The following is a 20,919-nucleotide window of genomic DNA, read 5'->3' on the forward strand; positions in this document are numbered from 1 at the left end:
TTGAGCTACACCTTTATGGTGAAGCCGTCAAATCGGGGTTGGTTCGAATTCAGACTTCACCGGAAACCTCGCGCCGACGCCGGTCCAGTTCTTCGCTGTAGCGACGCAGGGTGTGTGCTTCACTCAGGAGCCCAAGCACCTTGCGTTCCTGTGCATTGTTCACCACGGCCAGAGCTTCGCTTTCCGCCCGGTCGAAACGGGCAACAGCTTCCTTGGCGTTCATCTGGGGCAACAGGAATTCATCCTGATACTTGAGAAGCTCGCTGATGCTGTGTTCGCCGTCAGATGTATCGAAACTGTCGGCATAAACTTCTGGCACCGGGATCATGCCGACATAGCGTCCATCGGCATCCACCGCGATCACACGCTGGGTCGATCCGAGCGGGAAGTCGTGCCGGAACGTTTCGATGTCGGTATCGATTGCCACCGTCCGTACATCGTGACGCATCATCCGGGTGACGGTCAGGTTACGTATCCATCCGATATCGTGGGCGGACCGGATGGCCTCGCCACGCAAATGGAAGCGCCATGTCGCGAAGGAGTAACCAAAGGTCTTCCGGACCATCAAAGACGACGAAACGACTGCGCCCAGCACGAGCATTGAAATCGGAAAGTCGCCGGTGAGCTCCAGTGCGAGGAATGTCATGGTCATCGGGCCGCCGACAACTGCAACGGCGAGTGAACTCATACCGATGACGGCATAAACTTCAGGCGCAAGTGCCAGACCTGCGGGCAGGACCGCCCCGGCCACTGCTGCAAAGAGCTTGCCCGTCAGTGCACCGAGAAACAGCGATGCGAAGAACAGGCCACCGCGAAAACCCGCCCCGATGGAAACAGCAGAGGCGAGCGATTTGGTGAGTATCAAGAGCAGCAGTACCGGAATGGTAATGTTCGCATTCAGATCGAGATGCAGCGCTCCATGACCTGACGCCAGAACCTGTGGTGAGAAGAAAGCGATCATGCCTACAATGGCACCGCCGATTGCCGGTGCCATAACATTGGGCACCAGGCTGCTCCGGGCGGCCTTTTCAACAAATGTCACGCCGCGCATGATGAGAATGGCGATACCTGCTGAAAAGAAACCGAGAACGAGCGCGGGAACATAATCGCGTGGTGTGATGTCGTTGATCTGACCGATGTCGATGATGAAAGGCGCGCCGCCGATTGCCTGCGTCACCAGTGCGCCGACTATCGCCGCCACGACGACGGGCGCCAGCGTGGCAATCGAATAGACGCCGATGATGAGTTCGAATGCGTAAAATGCTCCGGTGAGGGGCGCATTGAAGGCGCTGGCGATAGCTGCTGCAGCACCGCAGCCGACCAGTGTTCGCAGATCCGCGCGACGAAGTTTGAGCGCCCGACCGATGCGAGATGCGAAACCGCTCGCAAGCTGCGTATAAGCAGCTTCCAGCCCGACTGATGCGCCGAAACCGTTGGAAATCAGGTTCTGGCCAACAAGGATAAAGCTGTCCGTGAGCGAGAGACGTCCGCCATGAAGTGCATTGGCTTCGATAGGGTCGACGATGGGGCGTTTGCGCCAGCGAGCGAGAACCCAGATCACGATCCCCATCAATATGCCGCCCGCAAGCGGCGCAATATAGGCGCTCGGTTGTAACGATGCAGCTGAACTCAATTTTTCGCCGGGCTCCAGGGCGAATATTGCCTGATGCATCCACTGTGAAATGCCGCCTACGGCAGCGACCATCAATCCCGAAATGATGCCGATAAGGGCACCAGCTATAACGAGACCTATTTCACTACCTCGAACCAGCGCCCGCATGCGAAAGGGTACGAAAAGAACCCGTAAATACCGGTTATGTCGCAGTTCAGCGATATTCATCATAAAATACACCGGGCAAGCGTGCGGCTCACCTGCCCGCCACGCAAATTCAGAAGTTGAGAGCCAATTATAGGCAAAAAGGAATAACCAAGCCTTATCAATGGCAAAACGTTAAAACCAGCATTGCATAGCGATCACGGCGTTAAGATGACAGGCGGCAAAATGTCGAACTTCGATTGACCACGAAAAGCCCGGAACTGCGGACTTTCGCTCTCGGTTAAGAAAAGATTTACGATTTCAATCACTTGGCGTTAACTGCATATTTACCCTACCCGGTAACCATAAGGACAAGTTTTTTGCGTCCACAGGTAATCGAGTATCCCATGTCTCTTGTACGTCTTGCACATGAGTTGCCCATCGAGGCTCCACGTACCGCCTGGCTTGACTCCATCATCAAAGGTGATTGCGTCGCAGCTCTGGAGCGCCTGCCGGATCATTCCGTGGATGTCATCTTCGCCGATCCTCCCTATAATCTCCAGCTTGGTGGCGATCTGCATCGTCCCGACCAGTCGATGGTCAGCGCGGTTGACGATCATTGGGACCAGTTCGAAAGCTTTCAGGCTTATGATGCGTTCACACGTGCCTGGCTCATGGCCTGCCGTCGTGTTCTGAAGCCGAACGGCACCATCTGGGTTATCGGTTCCTATCACAATATTTTCCGGGTCGGCTCGCAGTTGCAGGATCTCGGTTTCTGGCTCCTGAACGACGTCATCTGGCGCAAGACAAACCCGATGCCGAATTTTCGCGGTCGTCGCTTCCAGAATGCCCATGAAACCTTGATCTGGGCTTCGCGTGATCAGAAGAGCAAAGGCTACACCTTCAATTATGAAGCGATGAAAGCTGCCAATGATGACGTGCAGATGCGCTCGGACTGGCTGTTCCCGATCTGCACAGGTTCCGAACGCCTGAAAGACGAGAACGGCGACAAGGTTCATCCGACGCAGAAGCCGGAAGCACTTCTGGCCCGTATCATGATGGCTTCGAGCAAGCCGGGCGATGTAATTCTCGATCCGTTTTTTGGGTCCGGCACGACAGGCGCAGTGGCCAAGCGTCTCGGACGCCATTTTGTCGGCATCGAGCGCGAACAGAGCTATATCGATGCGGCAACGGCACGTATCGAAGCTGTCGAGCCGCTCGGCAAGGCCGAACTGACGGTGATGACCGGCAAGCGGGCTGAACCTCGTGTGGCATTCACCAGCGTCCTCGAAGCAGGCCTTCTTCGCCCCGGCACGGTACTTTCCGATGAACGTCGCCGTTTTGCTGCCATTGTTCGGGCCGATGGTACACTTGCTGCCAACGGCGAAGCGGGTTCGATCCATCGTATGGGTGCAAAGGTTCAGGGCTTTGATGCCTGCAATGGATGGACTTTCTGGCACTACGAGGAAAACGGCGCGCTGAAGCCAATTGATGCCTTGCGTAAGGTTATTCGCGACCAGATGGCAGTGGCTGGCGCGTAGAGCGTATCCCGAAAAGTGCGAAGCGGTTTTCGGAAAAAGATGCGCGAATGATTAGTTATCGGACGGCCTCCAGCATAGTCTGATAGTGAGGCGCTCGAAGCATCGGCTTCGGGCGCCTTCGCTATTCTAGGCTTAGAAGGTGAGGCCCAAAGCTTTCAAATCAGCGCTTAGCTTGTCCGCATCCGTAAAATGCACCGCCTGCCAGCCTGCGTGTCTGGCACCGTCGACATTGTGCATAGTATCATCGATGAAAAGCGTGGCTGCCGGATCGAGATCGAACGATGCAACGTGATGATCGTAGATTTCGCGGTCGGGTTTCAGCATGTGGATGTCGCCCGATACAGTGACGCCTCGGCTTTCGGTCAGAAATGGAAAGCGTGCTTGCGCTTCGCGGAAAGTGTCTGAAGCGAAATTTGTCAGCATGGTAACATCGTTGCCATGGCCGATCAGGCCGCGCAGAACTTCGACGCTGTCCTCATAAGCGTGTGGCACCATGCGGTTCCAGTTCTGCCGGAAAGCACGGATGTGATCGCTTCTTTCGGGATATGTATCGATCAGAAGCGCTTCTGCCTCCTGCCAGGTGCGCCCGCGATCCTGTTCGATATTCCATGAGCTGGTGCAGATATTTTCCAGAAACCAACGTCGTTCCGAAGCATCGGGAATGACATCGAGATAGGCAAGTTCAGGATCGTAATGGATTAGAACTCTGCCGATATCGAAGACGACGTGCTTGACGGGACTGCTCAACGGTTTCTCCTCCCCGGTTTGAAAGCGTCTGGTATGGCGGCGGTGATCGCCTTTTTCATGACGGTCGGCAGTGCCTCGTCCGAAAGCTCGTCCGGTTGAGACCACCAGCCATCTTTGGCCGAGGCCTTGCTCACATTCTCGGAGTGATACACCGAAAGCCGCAGTTCGAAATGCGTGAAAACATGTTTAATCGAACCGGACGCAATCCATTGCGATTGGAACGGTGCCGCATTGACAGTCGCGTCTCCGTCGATGCGTGCGGTCCAGTGGCTGCCCGGAACCTCGGTCATACCGGCGAGCAGGCCTTCGCCTTTCCGCTTGCGCAGCAGGATCGAACCATCCCCGGCAATGGCGATGAACGCGGCTCCGGTACGAACGGGTTTTTCGGCTTTGGGCGCTTTGACTGGGAATTCCTCGGGGTCGCGCGCCTTGAGAGCCATGCAGTCGTCATTGAGCGGACAGATCGCACAGGCTGGCCGTCTCGGCGTGCATATGGTTGCCCCCAGATCCATCATGGCCTGCGCGAAATCTCCCGGCCTGTCGACTGGCGTCAATTGCCCCATGCGTGCGCGGATTTCCGTTTTCGCTGCGGGTAGGGGAGTGTCGATTGTATAAAGCCGTGAAATCACACGTTCCACGTTACCGTCAACGACGGCGGCTGCTTCGCCAAATGCAATCGCCGCGATTGCTGCAGAAGTATAATCCCCGATGCCGGGTAGTTCCTTCAATGCGATGGCATCGCCGGGGAACTTACCCTCATGCTGTTGAGCCACTGCGTCAGCGCATTTTTTTAAGTTACGCGCGCGTGAATAATAGCCGAGCCCGGCCCAGGCGCGCAGGATATCGTCTTCACTGGCTTCTGCCATGGCCTGAACGGTGGGCCAGCGCTCGACAAATTTTGTAAAGTAGGACTTTACCGCCTCTACTGTTGTCTGCTGAAGCATGATCTCTGAGAGCCAGACGCGATAGGGATCTGGCCTGATGCCGGATGCCTGCTCGGTCGGGCTCACGCGCCAAGGCAAAATGCGATGGTGACGGTCATACCAGTGCAGGAGCGTCGTACTCTGATCGGAAGCGACAGAATTCAACATGTGTATCGCATCAGGTAACAGTTGGGCCGCATTCTGATTAATGCCTTATTTTTACAATTGATAGAAACAATGCTGTGCATAATAGAGGCTAGCGCATAGAAGTTTGTCTGTGAGTCTCCCGACTATGCTCCATTGCTCGCGACGGAAAGAGAATAAGTGGATCATTCAGTACCTGTCTATGTCATCAATCTTGCGCGGTCGAAAGACCGCTGGGACAGGTTGAGGTCGAATGCGAATGCGCTTTCAGTCGATCTCCGGCGCGTAGAGGCCATCGAAGGAAAGCTGCTATCTCCAGCAGAACTGACGAATTTCGATGATGCCGGGTTTCGTCGTTGTCACGGCAAGGTCGCGCTGCCGGCAGAGATTGGCTGTTACTTCAGCCATATACGTGCATTGGAAACTATAGCCGATGCACCGGAGCCTTTCGCAGTCATTGTCGAAGATGATGTCGTGTTGTCACAGGCATTCAATGCTTCCGTGAATCAGATGACACACATTCTTGGTTGGGATGTCATCAAGCTCGTCAATCACCGCCTGTCGGCGTTCCGGCCATTCATGCAGGTGAACGATGAAATTGCTGTAGGTCGGAGTTTACATGGACCGATGGGAAGTGCTGCTGCTTACCTGGTGACCAAACAGGCTGCGAGAAAACTCAGCAATTCTATCCGCACAATGCGTTTGCCGTATGATGTTGAGCTCGAACGCGGTTGGTCGGGAGGACATGAGATATTCACGACGAATGCGCCCCTGGTCTCCTTCTCCGTCACGGAATCGACAATTGCTCAGGGACGTTCGGCCTATGCCAAGACGCGTTTGCCGATATACAAAAGGATTAGCACGCTTGTCTTTCGAGCGACTGACTATGTCCGGCGAATCGCTTACGCTTTCAGTAGGAAAGGGCTAAAAGAGGCAAAGGATTGAGTTATTTTAAGAAATCTTTTCTCCTGCGGCGCAGGATAGATTCCTGGGTGCTTGGAATCGCGTCGGCATCAATGCCCATTCGCATCGGTCTTGGGCCGCTCATACTTTTCATATTCTCATGTATCGGTATTTACCTGGCCTGCGGCCGTCACGCGACCACGCGTATGTTCGCCAAGAAATTCTATCTTTTCATAGTTTTATATGCCGTATGGTCGCTGGGACTGATCCTGTTTCGTGGAGAGCCGTTCCAGGATAACCGGCAGATTGGTTATACGCTGCTCCTTACCGTGTTTGCTTTTGCCGGTTCGGGAATGGTGCTCGTTCGCGATCCGTTGCGGGCCTATGTTCTTGGCGCGCGCGCCGGAACTGTGCTTGCCGTCATCGCTGCAATCTATCTTGCTGTGATCGACGGCGGGCGGGTTGGTATCGGCGGCAATCAGGCAGTTTTTGCATTCGTTGCCGGGGTAGCGGCTATTTCTGCGGCAATTCCGCTGCGCACAGGCTCGCGTTATCTGCCGAACGGCCCGCACTGGCTCGTTCTGGGGTTCGCTGCGGTTTTGACGTCTGAAACACGCGCGGTCATCGTGGTGCTACCGATCTTTGCAGCGGTCGAAATACTTATCTTCCTGAAGCGTTTCAGCATGAAGCAGCAGGGAGCAGCCTATGCTATATTGTTCGCAGCAATCGCGGCTCTTGTCGTTGTCGGACCCGTCGGAAGTATTATTTCCAAGCGCTTTTCTGGAATGGTCGAATATTACGATACTGGACGCGCCGCCGACTGGGAGGATAAGGTTTCGGCTGATATCCGCGAGATTATGTGGAAAAGCGCATCTCGTGTCATTGAAGCTCACCCATTCACAGGAGTTGGCTCCTATTCGAAGATGGATTTCGTAAAGGCCGAGGCTGGCGACAAGGCTACGATGCTCGACGGCTTCCGTCATGTTCACAACACGGTTCTTGACGAGTTGCTGAACGACGGCGTTATCGGTCTCATCTTCATGGCTGCCGCCTTTATTTCCATCTTCGTCTATTTGTGGCGGACTGCCGATAGCTGGGCGATGCGGCGAGCGCTGATCTATTTCGCCGTTGTGTGTGGCAGTTACGGCATGCTGCACAATCCGCTACTGCACGAGGTCACTATATCCTCGACTATGTTCTTCCTTGCAGCGTTGAACGCGGCAGCATCACGGCGATTGATGGCGGCACGTCGTGCAGGTCTCACCTCATATATTTTTGGAAAGAAAACAGCTGCATGAAAGCGATTGTAACGGGGGCTGCCGGATTTATAGGGTTTCATACCGCCCTGCGTCTGCTGGATGAGGGCTGGCAGGTCATCGGCATCGATAATGTGAACGACTATTATCCGGTCACACTGAAGGAAGCTCGCCTCTCGAAACTTCACATGCGGGATGGGTTTCGGTTTGCAAAGGCGGATATTTCCGACGCAGAAGCGTTCAATGCGGCGATCGGCTCCGACCGAGACGCCGACATCATTGTGCATCTCGCAGCACAGGCAGGCGTTCGTTATTCCATTGAGAACCCCTCAGCCTATATTTCTGCCAATGTTCAGGGACAGATCACGGTCTTTGAAACTGCACTGAGGCTGGAGAAGCGGCCGCCTGTCGTCTATGCGAGCTCGTCGTCGGTCTATGGTGCGAATGAAAAGGTTCCGTTCTCCGAAAGCGACCCTGTCGATCACCCGGTCTCGATTTATGCCGCGACAAAGCGCTCCGGCGAATTGCTGGCTTACTCATACCGCCACGTGCACAAACTGCATTCCACAGGTTTGCGCTTTTTCACGGTCTATGGCCCCTTTGGACGCCCTGACATGGCGCCGTGGCTGTTTACCTCGGCTATCCTCAAAGGCGAACCGATCCGCGTGTTCAACAATGGCGAGATGCAGCGCGATTTCACGTTTGTGGAAGATATCGTCAGCGGTGTAGTCGGTGCGGCAAGACGTGTGCTCGAGACGCCGGAAGATACGGCGCCTGTCTACAATCTTGGCAACAACCGACCGGTCATGCTCAACGATTTCATCGCGGCAATCGAAAAAGCTACGGGCAGGGAAGCGATCCGCAAGCTGGAACCGATGCCGGCTGCCGATGTGCCGCGCACCTATGCCGATATCGCGCTTGCCGCCCGTGACCTTGGATTTAGCCCGAAAACCACGCTCGATCAGGGGATTCCTTTGTTTGTGGAATGGTTTCGCGGCTATAATGGAGCGCGATGAGCGAACCAACGTCCAGACGCGGTTTCAGGCCGCTGGCAGATATGGCTTCGGGTCTGGTGGACCCGATGCTGCAAAAGCGTGCCGGCATCAATCTCGCCTTGCTCCAGTCATGGGAAGATATTGTCGGTCCCGCCATCGGCGCAACCTCGCGCCCTTTACGCATCATCTGGCCGCGTCGTCTGCATGAAGACGATCCGTTTTCTCCGGCAACGCTGATTATCGCCTGCGAAGGGTTTGCAGCCTTGCAGGTCCAGCACGAAACGGGTGAAATCATCAGCCGCATAAACGGATTTCTGGGGTTCTCGGCGGTTGGGCGTATCCGCATCGAGCAGAAGCCGCCGGTCATCCTGGCCAAGCGCCGCGTAAAGCGGCTGGTGCCGCTCGGGCCCGCCGAAGAACGTCGTATCGACAAGGCTACGGACGGAATTGAAGACGATGCGCTTCGTGCAGCTCTGGCGCGTCTCGGCAAGAACATTCTCGCCGAGAAGCGGATGACTGGTCGGAAAGGCGGCAAGGATAGCTGAATTGGGGCTGCCGCCATAAATTTGATGCAAGCTTTCAGCATTTTGTGTTCAGCCCCTTCATTTATTGTCGCAAATTTGAAGACAAAAAATGCAAGGTGCTGACTTTCATGTGAACGCTGCGGGTCTAGCGAAGTGCGATCTGCCGCTTTAGATTGTATGTCGAAGTCAACTATTGAAACAGGACTGGATGATTCGGATGCCTGCAGCGTTTAATCGCAGACACGTTATTTCTCTTGCCGGAGCGGCCGCTGCCGGGCTGGCTTTTGCCGGTGGTGCAAATGCACAGCAGCGTAGTCCGGAAGGCACTGTCGATGCGGCCAAGCTCGCCGAAGCCGGCAAGCTCAAGGATATGGTCTTTGGCAAGGCAGATGCGCCGGTCACCATCGTCGAGTATGCATCGCTGACCTGCCCGCATTGCGCTGATTTCACGATCAACACGTTCCCGAAAATCAAAGAAAAATATATCGATACGGGTAAAGCGCGGCTCATCTTCCGTGAATTTCCGTTCGATCCGCGCGCGACGGCTGCTTTCATGCTGGCGCGCTGTGCCCCGGAAGACCGTTACTTCCCGATGATCGACGTGTTCTTCAAGCAGCAGCAGCAATGGGCTACCGCAGAAGATGGCGAAGCAGCGCTCCTGCAAATTGCGAAACTTGCCGGTTTTACACAGGAGTCCTTCAAGGCTTGCTTGACGAACCAGCAAGTTCTCGATGATGTGAGAGCAACGATGGAGCGTGGATCGAAGGATTTCGGTGTGAGTGCAACGCCGACTTTCTTCATTAACGGACAAAAGTACGCTGGAGCGCTTTCGGTTGACGAAATGTCGGCAATCATCGACAAGCTTCTCTAATCCGGTTTTCAGATCGAAATGCGGGCGCTCCTCTGCGCCCGCTTTTTGCGTCTCTAAGACAGTCGCAGGAGGAGTTCGCTGATGCGCTTCTCCAAGCTGCGCCTTGTCGGTTTCAAATCTTTCGTCGAGCCCATGGAGTTCGTTATCGAAGGCGGGCTGACCGGCGTCGTCGGCCCTAATGGCTGCGGCAAATCCAATCTGGTCGAAGCGTTGCGCTGGGTGATGGGTGAGAACTCATACAAGAACATGCGCGCTTCCGGCATGGACGATGTGATCTTCTCCGGCTCAGCCACGCGACCCGCGCGCAATACGGCGGAAGTAACGCTCTTTCTCGACAATTCGGATCGTACCGCACCCGCCGCTTACAATGATGCGGATGAATTGCAGGTTTCGCGCCGCATCGAACGCGAATCCGGATCTGTCTACCGCATCAATGGCAAGGAAGCACGAGCCAAGGATGTGCAGCTTCTCTTCGCTGACCAATCCACCGGCGCGCGTTCGCCGTCTATGGTCGGCCAGGGACGTATTGGCGAGCTCATTCAGGCGAAACCGCAGGCACGCCGAGCGCTTTTGGAAGAAGCGGCTGGCATTTCCGGCCTGCATACGCGCCGCCATGAAGCCGAATTGCGCCTGCGTGCCGCCGAGACCAATCTCGAGCGTCTGGACGATGTGGTGGGCGAACTGGGCAGCCAGATCGAAAGCTTGAAGCGTCAGGCACGTCAGGCGAACCGCTTCAAAGCGCTTTCCGCAGATATTCGCCGTGCCGAAGCCGCACTTCTGCACCTGCGCTGGTCGCAGGCAAAGATGCAGGAAGGTGAGGCGCAAAGCGCTTTGGCACAGGCCACATCCGCCGTCGGCGATATGGCGCAGGCGCAGATGAATGCCGCAAAGGTGCAGGCGGTCGGTGCGCACAAACTGCCCGAACTGCGTGAGGCTGAAGCGAAAGCCGCAGCCGCATTGCAGCGCCTTTCCATAGCCAGGACCCAGCTTGACGAGGAAGGCGAACGTCTTCGCACCCGCCGGGCAGAGCTGATGAAGAGGCTCGAGCAACTTTCCGCCGACATCGCGCGCGAAGAAGAAATGATGCGTGAAAATGCCGATATTCTGGCGCGGCTCGATGACGAGGAACAGGAGTTGATCGCTTCTGCCGAGGAGTCTGGCGAACGTGATCAGGAGCTGCATGCGCTGTTCGAGGAAGCGGAAGTTCGCCTGCAGGATAGCGAGAACGCCCTGTCACGGGTGACGGCGGAACGTGCTGAAGCTGCCGCAGAACGTGCGCAGATCGAGCGGGCATTGAAGGAAACACGTGATCGTCGTGACCGTCTGGCTGTCCAGATGGAAACGATCGAGCGCGATATTGCTTCTGTTGCAGAGCAGATCGGTGGCCTTTTCGATCCGGCGGAAAAGCGTATCGTCGTTGACCGCTGTGCAGAGGCACTCGCGTCTGCGGAAGAAATGGTTGCCAGCGCGGAAGAGCGTGTTGCAAGCGCGCGCGAAGCGGAAGCGGCAAGCCGTCAGCCCTTGAGCGAAGCGCGCACTGAACTGAACCGTATCGAAACGGAAGCGCATACATTGGCGCGCATTTTGAATGCTGGCGAAACGGGGCAGTTCCCGCCGGTGGTGGAAGAACTGCGTGTCGAGAAGGGCTATGAAGTGGCACTCGGTGCTGCGCTCGGTGAAGATCTCGATGCGGCCAGCGATGAACACGCGCCGGTCTATTGGGCTTACAACCCCGCTGCCAATGCTGATCCCGCGCTGCCTGACGGCGTGACGCCTTTGGATCGACTGGTGGAGGGGCCGCAGCAATTGCGTCGCAGGCTCGCACAGGTCGGCGTCGTTTCTGATGGTGACGGCAAGCGCCTGCAGGCCCTGTTGCGGCCCGGTCAGCGGCTGGTCAGCAAGGCCGGTGCACTCTGGCGCTGGGATGGTTATACGGCGAGTGCCGATGCGCCGACCCCGGCGGCCCAGCGACTGGCACAAAAAAACCGGCTGGCGGAACTCGAACAGGAAGCAATTGCCGCGCGCAAGCGTGCCGAGCAGGCCGAGCAGGATGTGCAGCGCACGGAAACGAACGTTCGCGAGGCTGTCGAGCAGGAACGTATTGCCCGCGATCAATGGCGCGCCAACCAGCGCAAGCTCGATGAAGCGCGCGAAGCTCTGGCTGCTGCCGAACGCGCAGCAGGTCAGCTTGCGACACGCCGCGCTGGTCTTGAAGACAGCAAGGTGCATCTTGAGGAAAATCTCGAAGAGGCCCAGATTCGTGTAACGGAAGCCGAAGACCGGCTTGATGAAATGCCGGATATTGATGCGATTGGCGAACGCCTTGCCGCATTGAATAGCGAAGTCATGTCGGATCGCACAGCCCTGGCAGAAGCGCGGGCCGCCTATGAAGGGCTGCGGCGCGAGGCCGATGCACGCAAGCGACGACTGGAAATGATTGCGCTGGAGCGCCGAAACTGGAAATCCCGCGTTGAAAATGCTGGCCGCCACATTGATGCATTGAATGATCGTCGTGCGGAGACGGCTGACGAAGCCGAGGCGCTCGCAGAAGCCCCCGATGAGATCGAGAGCCGCCGCCGGGCACTTTTGAACGAGCTTTCACAGGCCGATGCCCTGCGCAAGCAGGCAGGAGACGTTCTGGCCGAGGCCGAAGCAGCGCAGGCGGAATTCGACAAGGCGGCAACCCTTGCCATCCAGCAACTGGCGGCAAGCCGTGAACAGAGGGCGCGTGCCGAAGAACGCCTCGCGGCGGCGGAAGAGCGGCGCAAGGATGCCGAAGCCCGAATCGCTGAAGCGCTGAACTGCCCGCCCCACGAGGCTATTCGCCAGGCCGGATTGAGACCGGATGAGGCCTTGCCTGATCCCGATCATCTGGAGCGTCAGCTTGAGCGGTTGAAGATAGAGCGCGAGCGGCTTGGCGCGGTTAATCTACGCGCCGATGAAGAACAGCAGGAATTGTCCGGACGTCTTGATACCATCGTTTCCGAGCGCGAAGACGTGATCGAGGCGATCAAGAAATTGCGCCAGGCAATCCAGAGCCTCAATCGTGAGGGGCGCGAGCGTCTGCTGGCTGCGTTCGACGTGGTGAATGTGCAGTTCCAGCGCCTGTTCACGCATCTCTTCGGCGGCGGTACGGCTGAACTGCAGCTGATCGAAAGCGACGATCCGTTGGAAGCCGGCCTGGAAATTCTCGCCCGTCCGCCCGGCAAGAAGCCGCAAACCATGACGCTGCTTTCGGGCGGTGAGCAGGCGCTGACGGCCATGGCGCTCATTTTCGCGGTGTTCCTCACCAATCCGGCACCAATCTGCGTGCTCGACGAAGTGGATGCGCCGCTCGATGACCATAATGTCGAGCGCTATTGCAACCTGATGGACGAAATGGCGGCTTCAACCGAAACGCGCTTCGTGGTTATCACACATAACCCAATCACAATGGCGCGCATGAACCGTCTGTTCGGCGTGACCATGGGCGAGCAAGGCGTTAGTCAGCTTGTTTCCGTGGACTTGCAGACTGCAGAACAGTTGCGCGAAGCGAGCTAAAAAACACAATTTGTGCGGAGGGGCGGCATGAGCGGTGATCACGACCACGGAGACGTCAGCGACACGCCGCTTCCAAGGCTATGGATTGCCTTCTCTCTGACCAGCCTTTTCATGATCGTCGAGATCATTGGCAGTTTCATCACCGGCAGTCTGGCGCTGTTATCCGATGCCATGCACATGGCGACGGACAGTTTTGCGCTTCTCCTTGCCTTGATCGCCATCTATCTAGGGCGTCGGCCCGCCGATATCCTTCGCACTTACGGCTATGCCCGTTTCGAAATCCTTGCAGCGACGGTGAATGCACTTCTGCTGCTGGGTGTGGCTTTCTATATCCTCTATGAAGCCTATGAACGTCTTTCGCGTCCTGCTGATGTACAGTCGGTCGGCATGATGGTCGTTGCCGCCCTTGGTCTGGTCATCAACCTGATATCGATGCGGGTCTTGATGGGGCACAAGGATGAAAGCCTCAACGTCAAGGGTGCTTATCTCGAGGTCTGGGCGGATATGCTGGGCTCTGTTGGCGTGATCGTCGGCGCTGTGATCATTTATCTGACCGGATGGGAGTGGGTGGATTCACTGATCGCCATCGGTATCGGCTTCATGGTCTTTCCGCGCACATGGGTTCTGCTCAAGGAATGCATCAATATTCTGCTGGAAGGTGTCCCCGCGGGACTCGACCTCAATGATTTGCAGAAAGCTGTGCTGGCTGTACCGGGAGTTGCGGCGCTCCACGACCTCCACGTCTGGTCGCTCACCAAGAACCAGAAATCCCTGACCGCTCATATTGTGCTGGCTGATGGGGCAAGGGGCGAAACCGTGCGCCGCGCGGTGGAGCAGGTCTTGCAGGAGAAATACGATCTCCACCACACCACCTTGCAGATGGAAGTCGTAGATCGCGCTTCTGCCGAACACATTCACTGAAACTCGATATTCGCCGCCGCAAACGAGATTTACCGGTCGCTCCACATGGCAAGTTCGTTCCCGGCCGGGTCGGTGAAATGAAAACGCCGCCCGCCAGGGAACGAGAAGATGGGTTTCACGATGGTGCCGCCCGCATCGGTAACGGACTCCAGCGCGCTTTCCAGCTTTGCAGCATAGAGTACGGGCAGAGGCTTTCCGGTCGCCTGTCCATCGGCATCAAATCCGCCGTCCAATCCTTCGGAAAAGGCTGAATAGGTTGGGCCGTAATCGGTGAAAGACCAACCGAAGGCTCGCGCATAGAAACTCTTCGTGGCATCAAGCGATCCGTGTCCCGCTGGCATTTCCAGATAGTCGAGCTTGCCTGTGATACGCATGGCATAAATCCTTGATGTTCATTATTTGTTCTAATATTGACCGAAGGTTGCGGCTTTTGTCAAGGCAAAGGAACAAGGCTACCTTGCTCGTACCGTTAATCCAGTATTTTTAACACCGTTTCGTCGCCGTCGCGCAAGCGCTAATGATCGTTGATATTGCCTATGGTCTCGCCAGTTTTATCAGCTTCGAAGAAACATCTGATTGGCCGTCGATAGCTTCGCGCGAACCACAATTGCTACTCGAAATTGAGTTTTCCGTGAGCGGTGTTGTATAGGGATATGTTTGTCTTCCGCACGATGAAACTGTCGTAGAGTTCGTTAATTTCGTCTTTCAAGGAATGCCACGATGATATCTGCGAAAGGTGCTCTCCACTTGCCTGCTCATACATGGAGACGTTGCTCGGTTGAAGTTAACTGTATTAATATAGCCATGTTTGTGCGTTCCACCGATTTGTGAATCCATTAATTGACGCCCAGTGATGACGATATCACCAGCAAAAAAGCTGCAGCGGCTCAAATTTGACTATATCAATTATTTATAGTTTAATCCAGTCGACATTGGTGGCGTTTCTCGTAAGGGGCTGCCTTCGGACGTTTGTCCGAGTGGAGCGTACTCGCTGGCATTGCCAAATGGACGGGAGAACATTGTGGCAATCATGTTCATCAGAGCGCAGCTGATCAGCAGGGGAGCGGGGCGCAATGTCGTCTCGGCCGCCTCTTATCGTCATCGCGCCCGGATGAGAGACGAACAGACCGGAACCTTGTTTAACTATCGCGGCGGCGACGATGATTTGGTCCATGAAGAACTGGCGTTGCCGGAAGATATTCCATCGTGGCTGAGGTCAGCAATCGAAGGCAAGACTGTCGCTGAGGCAAGTGAGGCGCTCTGGAATGCAGTCGATGCTTTTGAGACACGTGTGGACGCACAACTTGCCCGTGAGTTGATTATTGCTCTGCCGGAGGAACTGACGCGGGCGGAGAATATCGCTTTGGTTCAGGAGTTCGTCCGAGACAATCTGACTTCGAATGGCATGATCGCCGACTGGGTTTATCACGACAAGGACGGCAATCCGCATATCCATCTGATGACGGCATTGAGGTCGCTGACTGAAGAAGGGTTTGGTCCCAAATATGTGCCGGTTCGCCGACCCGACGGGAAACCACTACGTGATGTAAAATCAAATCGCCATAACGGGGATATTGTTTATACGTGTTGGGCTGGTGACAAGAAGACGATGAAGGCGTGGAAGGTCGCCTGGGCGCAAACGGCAAGCCGGTATCTGGCGCTGGCTGGCCATGACATCCGTCTGGATGGGCGCTCTTACGCCGAACAAGGTCTTGACGGGATTGCCCAGAGGCATCTGGGACCCGGAAAGTCGGCGATGATGCGCAAGGGCGTCGAAATGTATTTCGCTCCTGCCGATCTGGCACGTCGGCGGAAAATGACCGCCCGGCTGCTTGCAGATCCGGGACCTCTCCTCAGGCTGCTTGGCAACGAGCGCTCGACCTTTGATGAGAAGGATATCGCAAGGATCATTCACCGCTATGTCGATGATCCGTCCGACTTCTCCAATATCCGCGCACGGCTGATGGCATCGAACGATCTGGTCCTGCTGAAGCCGCAGCAGGTCGGGCGACTGACTGGCCAGGCAACCGAACCTGCAATCTTCACCACCCGCCAGATCCTGCGCACCGAATATGACATGGTTTGCTCAGCCGATGTTTTATCGAAGAAGAAGGGGTTCGGAATTGTCGAAGCAAAACGGCTGGCTGCCGTGCGGTGCGTCGAAACGGGCGATCCACAAAAACCGTTCAAGCTTGATCCCGGGCAGATCGAAGCCATTCGCCATGTTACTGGCGACAGCGGTATCGCTGCCGTCATCGGGCTTGCCGGTGCAGGCAAGTCGACATTGCTTGCAGCTGCACGCCTTGCCTGGGAAAGTGGCCATCATCGCGTCTTTGGCGCTGCACTGTCCGGTAAAGCGGCTGAAGGACTGGAGGAGAGTTCCGGTATCAGATCGCGCACGCTTGCCGCGTGGGAACATGCCTGGGGAAACGGGCGCGATCAGCTAAAACGCGGTGACATCTTCGTTGTCGATGAGGCCGGCATGGTCTCCTCATTGCAGATGGCGCATGTGCTGAAGGCAGCAGAAAAGGCGGGCTCAAAGGTTGTTCTGGTCGGCGATGCAATGCAGCTGCAGCCAATTCAGGCGGGTGCGGCTTTCCGGGCAATATCGGAACGGATCGGTTCAGCCGAGCTTGCTGGTGTGCGCCGGCAAAGGGAACAATGGGCGTGCGATGCCTCAAAACTCTTCGCTCGTGGCAAGGTCGAGGAGGGACTGGATATCTATGCCAGGCATGGGCACCTGATCGAGGCGGAAACCCGCGACGGGCTTATCGACCGGCTGGTCAGCGACTGGACAGAGGCGCGCAAGAAAGCAATCGCACAGGCACCGGCAGGGCGAGGGGGGCGGCCAGAGGCGGGGATTGGAGAGAAAGGCCGTGGTGGCGGGCATCGAGGTGCCGAGCTACGGGGTGATGCGTTGCTGGTATTGGCGCACACAAACAAGGACGTCCGCAAGCTGAATGAAGCCTTGCGCCAGGTGATGATGGAGGATGGAGCGCTCACAGCTGCGCGCAGCTTCCGCACCGAGCGAGGTATGCGGGAGTTCGCTGCAGGCGACCGGATCATCTTCCTGGAAAATGCCCGCTTCCTTGAATCACGTGCAACAGGGTCTGGCCCGCAATATGTCAGGAATGGCATGCTTGGCACGGTGGTATCCACTGGCCATGCACTGCGTCGTCCGCTTCTGTCTGTCCGGCTCGACAGTGGCAGCGAGATTGTTCTCAGTGAAGACAGTTATCGTCATATCGATCATGGCTATGCCGTAACGATCCACAAGTCGCAGGGCGCGACCGTCGATCGCACGTTCGTGCTTGCCACCGGCATGATGGATCAGCATCTGACCTATGTGTCGATGACCCGTCATCGCGATCGGGCTGATCTTTATGCGGCACGCGAGGATTTCTGGGACAAGCCGGAATGGGGGGAGAAACTCCGTATTGACCATGCGACCGGTATGACCGGTGAACTGGTCGCAACCGGCCAGGCAAGGTTCGGGGCGCAGGATGAAGATGTTGCCAAAAGCCCCTATGTCGATGTGAAGACAGATAACGGTACGGTCCATCGCCTTTGGGGTGTCAGTCTGCCCATGGCACTATCCAGGGCTGGAGCCTCCAGAGGGGATACGGTCACGCTTCGCAAGGATGGCGTCGAGACTGTGTCAGTAAAGGTTGCAGTCCCTGATGCGCAAGGCGGCGAAAGGCACCTTGAGGAACGCGCGGTCGACCGCAATGTCTGGACGGCGAAACTGGTTGAAACTGCCGATGTGCGCGGGGAGCGGATTGCAAGCGCAAGCCATCGGCCGGCATTGTTTCGGCAACTGGCCGACCGCCTTGCTCGTTCAGGCGCCAAAACCACTACGCTCGATTTTAGGAGCGAGGCTGGCTATCAGGCCCATGTTGATGACTTTGCCCGCAGGCGTGGTATCGACACACTTGCCGAAGTTGCAGCCGGCATCGAGGCAGGGGCAACCCGCCAACTGGCGTGGTTTGCGCAAAAGCGCCACCAGGTTGCAAAACTGTGGGAGCGGGCAGGCGTGGCGCTCGGCTTGGCAATCGATCGGGAACGCAACACGTCCTATCATGAGGAGCGGTCCGAAAGCTTCGCCATGCAAAATACAGGCGTTTCAACACCTGCAATTCAACGTTCTCTCAGTTCCCCCAAAATCCGCCTGCCGGACAATGGCGATGAGGGCCAGGAAGCTCGCACAGTACCGCCGACGCTTGCTGCCGTGACAAAGTTCAAGACATCGGTGGAGGTTGAAGCGCGCGGGAGGGCAGTTGCCGCAATCCATTATCGTCATAACCGATCGGCACTTGCTGAAACAGCATCTCGTATCTGGCGCGATCCCGCCGGTGCTGTCGACATGATCGAGGCCCTGATCGAGAAAGGCATTGCAGGCGAGCGGATCGCGGCAGCCATTGCCAATGACCCGGCTGCCTATGGTGCCCTACGCGGTTCCGGCCGTATCGTGGATAAATTGCTTGCCACCGGTCGTGAACGAAAAACCGCACTTCAAGCCGTATCGGAGGCGGGAACCTGTGTCCGCTTACTGGGATCCTCGTGGACGAGGGCACTTGATGTGGAGACCAGAACAATCCGCGAGGAGCGCGAGCGTATGGCGGTTACCGTTCCTGGATTGTCATCAATGGCAGACGTCGCGCTGCGGAGGATAACAGAGGCGATGAAGAAGAAGGGTGCCAGGCTCGAGGACGTAACGGGTTCGCTTCAACCTCATATACTTCAGGAATTTGCGACGGTGAGTAAGGCGCTCGATCTCAGATTCGGGCGCAATGCCATCCTGCGTGGCGAAAAGGCCGTCATCAATCGCCTGTCGTCAGCACAGCGACCAGCCTTCGAAGCGCTGCAGGGCAAGTTGAGGATTGTTCAGCATACAGTTCGCCACCAAGAAAGCCAACGTGTCATGACCGAGCGCAGGCAGCGGAGTTTAAATCGAGGGCGCGAGATTTCTACTTAGAGCGGGTAACAAGAAACATTGCGTTTATGTCATTGAGTGAGTTCGTGGCTAAAATTATTCAAACCCAGCCATGTTGTTTGGAATAGCGAACCTTCATTTCCAAATTGTGCACCAGTCGATAGGTAATCCCCCCGTTTTTAACGGGGCTCGTCAGTAGAATTCACGCGGCCATTTTCAGTTTCTGTGCGGGCGTTACGCCGCCGATGCCCATATTGGGACGTTCGTTGTTGTAGGTCCATAGCCACTGCGTGGCAAATTCCTGCGCCTCCTCAATGCTTTCGATGATGTATTGGTCGAGCCAATCATTCCGAACGGTGCGATTGTAGCGCTCGACATACGCATTTTGTTGTGGCTTGCCGGGTTGGATATGGCTCAAGGCGATGCCTTGGTTGGCAGCCCACTCCATCAGTTTGCCACTGACGTATTCCGGCCCATTATCAACACGAATTGCGAATGGTTTGCCGCGCCATTCGATGATCTGGTTGAGGCTGCGGATGACGTGTTCGGCAGGCAGCGAGAAGTCTACCTCAATGCCCAAACCTTCGCGGTTGAAGTCATCCAGGACGTTCAGCAGTCGGAATTGCCTTCCATCCTCCAGCCGGTCGGCCATGAAATCCATGGACCAGACCATGTTCGGCGCATCTGGCACTGTCAGAGCATCGGGCTTGTCCCGCTTCAACCGCTTGCGTGGCTTGATCCCGAGGTTCAATTCAAGCTCACGATAGATGCGGTAAACGCGTTTATGGTTCCAGTGATGCCCCTGGACATTGCGCAGATAAAGGAAACACAGACCGAAGCCCCAGGTCTTCTTTGCCCGCGTCAGTCCGATCAGGAGATCGGCAATCTGCTCGTTCTCGCCGTTCAGCCTGGCGCTGTAACGATAACATGTCTCGCTGACCTCGAAGGTGCGGCAGGCAAGCGCAACGCTCACCCCTCGCAACACCACTGCTTTCCCAGCCATCTCCCGGCGTTGAGATGGCCGCGTCACTTTTTTCCAAGAGCCTCTTTGAGCAGTTCCGCCTGCATGCTCATCTCCGCATACATCTTCTTCAGGCGACGGTTCTCGTCTTCCAGAGCCTTCATCTGGCTGATCATCTAGGCATCCATGCCGCCGTATTTGGATCGCCATTTGTAGAACGACGCAGTGCTCATTCCATGTGCCCGGCATAACTCGGGTACAGGAACGCCGCCTTCCGCCTGGCGAAGGATGGCAAGGATTTGCGGTTCGCTGAATCTGCTCGTCTTCATCAAAATCTCCTCGATCATATAGCCCGAGAAAATTCTACTTTTGAAGTCCGTTATTCGGCGGGGGATTACCGATACGCTAAGGCGAAAACCATCAGTATAGGATATCGCTTTGCAGTTCTCCGCCTTCTCCAGAGTGGATCCCAAAAAATATGAGACTTCTTATAGAAAAAATATAATCAGAAAGAGATGCAGTATTAATCAAAGATAAATCCAAAAAAGAAATGATCTTCTTAGGAAAGTATATGGAAATACATGAACTCCTTATTCTTATTTTAAGGTTTCTTCAGACGAATGCCGACTCCTTTTCCGTCATTTGCTTCGATGAATTCGATGCCTGCTGTTTCAAATATTCCACGAATTTTTTCTAACGTAGAAGAACGCAATTCCTCTCCATTCTCAAAACGGGATACTGTTTGCGTAGAAATATGCGCGGTGTGAGCTAACTCTCTCACGCCCCATCCTAACGCTGTACGCGCAAGTCTACATTGCAAAGGAGTCATACGACAACATTGTAGTGATTTCGTTTGCGCAATTGCCCTAACTCCTATAATCTAAACTATCGACGGCTGAGCAAT

14 protein-coding genes and 1 pseudogene are annotated in these 20,919 nt (G+C 55.9%); 9 read left to right on the forward strand and 6 right to left on the reverse strand.

The features are described 5' to 3' along the window. Positions 1 to 49: 49 nt before the first annotated feature. Positions 50 to 1,840: a chloride channel protein gene (locus CQZ93_RS02765; protein WP_105543150.1), complete on the reverse strand. Its 1,791-nt coding sequence runs from the start codon at positions 1,838 to 1,840 to the stop codon at positions 50 to 52. A gap of 323 nt (positions 1,841 to 2,163) precedes the next feature. Between CQZ93_RS02765 and CQZ93_RS02770 the strand changes: the two genes are divergently transcribed. After that, a complete protein-coding gene (locus CQZ93_RS02770) occupies positions 2,164 to 3,297 on the forward strand; it encodes a site-specific DNA-methyltransferase (protein ID WP_105541229.1) in 1,134 nt (377 codons plus the stop codon). A 132-nt stretch (positions 3,298 to 3,429) separates the two neighbouring features. On the opposite strand, the gene CQZ93_RS02775 is transcribed toward CQZ93_RS02770, so the two are convergent. Together CQZ93_RS02775 and mutY are read right to left on the reverse strand one after the other, a co-directional pair. Further along, the gene (locus tag CQZ93_RS02775; RefSeq protein ID WP_105541230.1) at positions 3,430 to 4,044 is read right to left on the reverse strand and encodes an HAD family hydrolase; all 615 of its coding nucleotides are present in this window, start codon (positions 4,042 to 4,044) and stop codon (positions 3,430 to 3,432) included. Then, positions 4,041 to 5,135: an A/G-specific adenine glycosylase gene (gene mutY / locus CQZ93_RS02780; RefSeq protein WP_105541231.1), complete on the reverse strand. Its 1,095-nt coding sequence runs from the start codon at positions 5,133 to 5,135 to the stop codon at positions 4,041 to 4,043. The genes CQZ93_RS02775 and mutY overlap by 4 nt, the downstream gene beginning before the upstream one ends. A 156-nt stretch (positions 5,136 to 5,291) precedes the next feature. On the opposite strand from mutY, the gene CQZ93_RS02785 reads away from it, so the two are divergent. From CQZ93_RS02785 to CQZ93_RS02815, 7 genes are all read left to right on the forward strand, one after another. Then, positions 5,292 to 6,056 (forward strand): glycosyltransferase family 25 protein, encoded by a 765-nt coding sequence (locus CQZ93_RS02785; protein WP_105541232.1) that lies wholly within the window; start codon positions 5,292 to 5,294, stop codon positions 6,054 to 6,056. Between the two features lie 71 nt (positions 6,057 to 6,127). Continuing rightward, positions 6,128 to 7,312, forward strand: coding sequence for an O-antigen ligase family protein (locus CQZ93_RS02790; RefSeq protein ID WP_286151896.1), 1,185 nt, complete (start codon positions 6,128 to 6,130; stop codon positions 7,310 to 7,312). Then, positions 7,309 to 8,286, forward strand: a complete 978-nt coding sequence (locus tag CQZ93_RS02795; protein WP_105541234.1) for an NAD-dependent epimerase/dehydratase family protein — start codon at positions 7,309 to 7,311, stop codon at positions 8,284 to 8,286. Before CQZ93_RS02790 ends, CQZ93_RS02795 begins: the two co-directional genes overlap by 4 nt. Continuing rightward, positions 8,283 to 8,810 carry a DUF721 domain-containing protein gene (locus CQZ93_RS02800; protein ID WP_105541235.1) on the forward strand — a complete coding sequence of 176 codons (528 nt, stop codon included), beginning with the start codon at positions 8,283 to 8,285 and terminating at the stop codon, positions 8,808 to 8,810. Before CQZ93_RS02795 ends, CQZ93_RS02800 begins: the two co-directional genes overlap by 4 nt. Before the next feature lie 196 nt (positions 8,811 to 9,006). Beyond that, the gene (locus CQZ93_RS02805; RefSeq protein WP_105543151.1) at positions 9,007 to 9,660 is read left to right on the forward strand and encodes a DsbA family protein; all 654 of its coding nucleotides are present in this window, start codon (positions 9,007 to 9,009) and stop codon (positions 9,658 to 9,660) included. Between the two features lie 81 nt (positions 9,661 to 9,741). Further along, complete coding sequence (smc, locus tag CQZ93_RS02810) at positions 9,742 to 13,200, forward strand: chromosome segregation protein SMC (protein WP_105541236.1); 3,459 nt, start codon at positions 9,742 to 9,744, stop codon at positions 13,198 to 13,200. A 27-nt stretch (positions 13,201 to 13,227) separates the two neighbouring features. Continuing rightward, positions 13,228 to 14,121 carry a cation diffusion facilitator family transporter gene (locus CQZ93_RS02815; RefSeq protein WP_105541237.1) on the forward strand — a complete coding sequence of 298 codons (894 nt, stop codon included), beginning with the start codon at positions 13,228 to 13,230 and terminating at the stop codon, positions 14,119 to 14,121. Between the two features lie 29 nt (positions 14,122 to 14,150). Here the strand turns inward: CQZ93_RS02815 and CQZ93_RS02820 are convergent, their stop codons facing one another. Further along, on the reverse strand, positions 14,151 to 14,495 hold the full coding sequence (locus CQZ93_RS02820) for a VOC family protein (protein WP_105541238.1): 345 nt from the start codon (positions 14,493 to 14,495) through the stop codon (positions 14,151 to 14,153). A 647-nt stretch (positions 14,496 to 15,142) separates the two neighbouring features. Between CQZ93_RS02820 and traA the strand changes: the two genes are divergently transcribed. Then, positions 15,143 to 19,096, forward strand: coding sequence for a Ti-type conjugative transfer relaxase TraA (gene traA, locus CQZ93_RS02825; protein ID WP_105541239.1), 3,954 nt, complete (start codon positions 15,143 to 15,145; stop codon positions 19,094 to 19,096). A gap of 160 nt (positions 19,097 to 19,256) precedes the next feature. Here traA and CQZ93_RS02830 read toward each other — a convergent pair. Both CQZ93_RS02830 and CQZ93_RS02835 read right to left on the reverse strand, forming a co-directional pair. Beyond that, positions 19,257 to 20,344: pseudogene (locus tag CQZ93_RS02830) on the reverse strand (IS3 family transposase). 272 nt (positions 20,345 to 20,616) lie between these two features. Beyond that, positions 20,617 to 20,844 (reverse strand): helix-turn-helix domain-containing protein, encoded by a 228-nt coding sequence (locus tag CQZ93_RS02835; RefSeq protein WP_105541240.1) that lies wholly within the window; start codon positions 20,842 to 20,844, stop codon positions 20,617 to 20,619. Positions 20,845 to 20,919: the final 75 nt, after the last annotated feature.

The organism is Ochrobactrum vermis, from assembly GCF_002975205.1.
In the GTDB taxonomy this organism is placed as follows: domain Bacteria; phylum Pseudomonadota; class Alphaproteobacteria; order Rhizobiales; family Rhizobiaceae; genus Brucella; species Brucella vermis.

Bases quoted from the DNA above. Each gene is read 5' to 3' on its own strand.
- CQZ93_RS02820 (WP_105541238.1), bottom strand. From the start codon at position 14,495: ATGCGTATCACAGGCAAGCTCGACTATCTGGAAATGCCAGCGGGACAC.
- CQZ93_RS02835 (WP_105541240.1), bottom strand. From the start codon at position 20,844: ATGACTCCTTTGCAATGTAGACTTGCGCGTACAGCGTTAGGATGGGGC.
- smc (WP_105541236.1), top strand. From the start codon at position 9,742: ATGCGCTTCTCCAAGCTGCGCCTTGTCGGTTTCAAATCTTTCGTCGAG.
- CQZ93_RS02770 (WP_105541229.1), top strand. From the start codon at position 2,164: ATGTCTCTTGTACGTCTTGCACATGAGTTGCCCATCGAGGCTCCACGT.
- CQZ93_RS02765 (WP_105543150.1), bottom strand. From the start codon at position 1,840: ATGAATATCGCTGAACTGCGACATAACCGGTATTTACGGGTTCTTTTC.
- CQZ93_RS02800 (WP_105541235.1), top strand. From the start codon at position 8,283: ATGAGCGAACCAACGTCCAGACGCGGTTTCAGGCCGCTGGCAGATATG.
- CQZ93_RS02795 (WP_105541234.1), top strand. From the start codon at position 7,309: ATGAAAGCGATTGTAACGGGGGCTGCCGGATTTATAGGGTTTCATACC.
- CQZ93_RS02790 (WP_286151896.1), top strand. From the start codon at position 6,128: ATGCCCATTCGCATCGGTCTTGGGCCGCTCATACTTTTCATATTCTCA.
- CQZ93_RS02805 (WP_105543151.1), top strand. From the start codon at position 9,007: ATGCCTGCAGCGTTTAATCGCAGACACGTTATTTCTCTTGCCGGAGCG.
- CQZ93_RS02815 (WP_105541237.1), top strand. From the start codon at position 13,228: ATGAGCGGTGATCACGACCACGGAGACGTCAGCGACACGCCGCTTCCA.
- mutY (WP_105541231.1), bottom strand. From the start codon at position 5,135: ATGTTGAATTCTGTCGCTTCCGATCAGAGTACGACGCTCCTGCACTGG.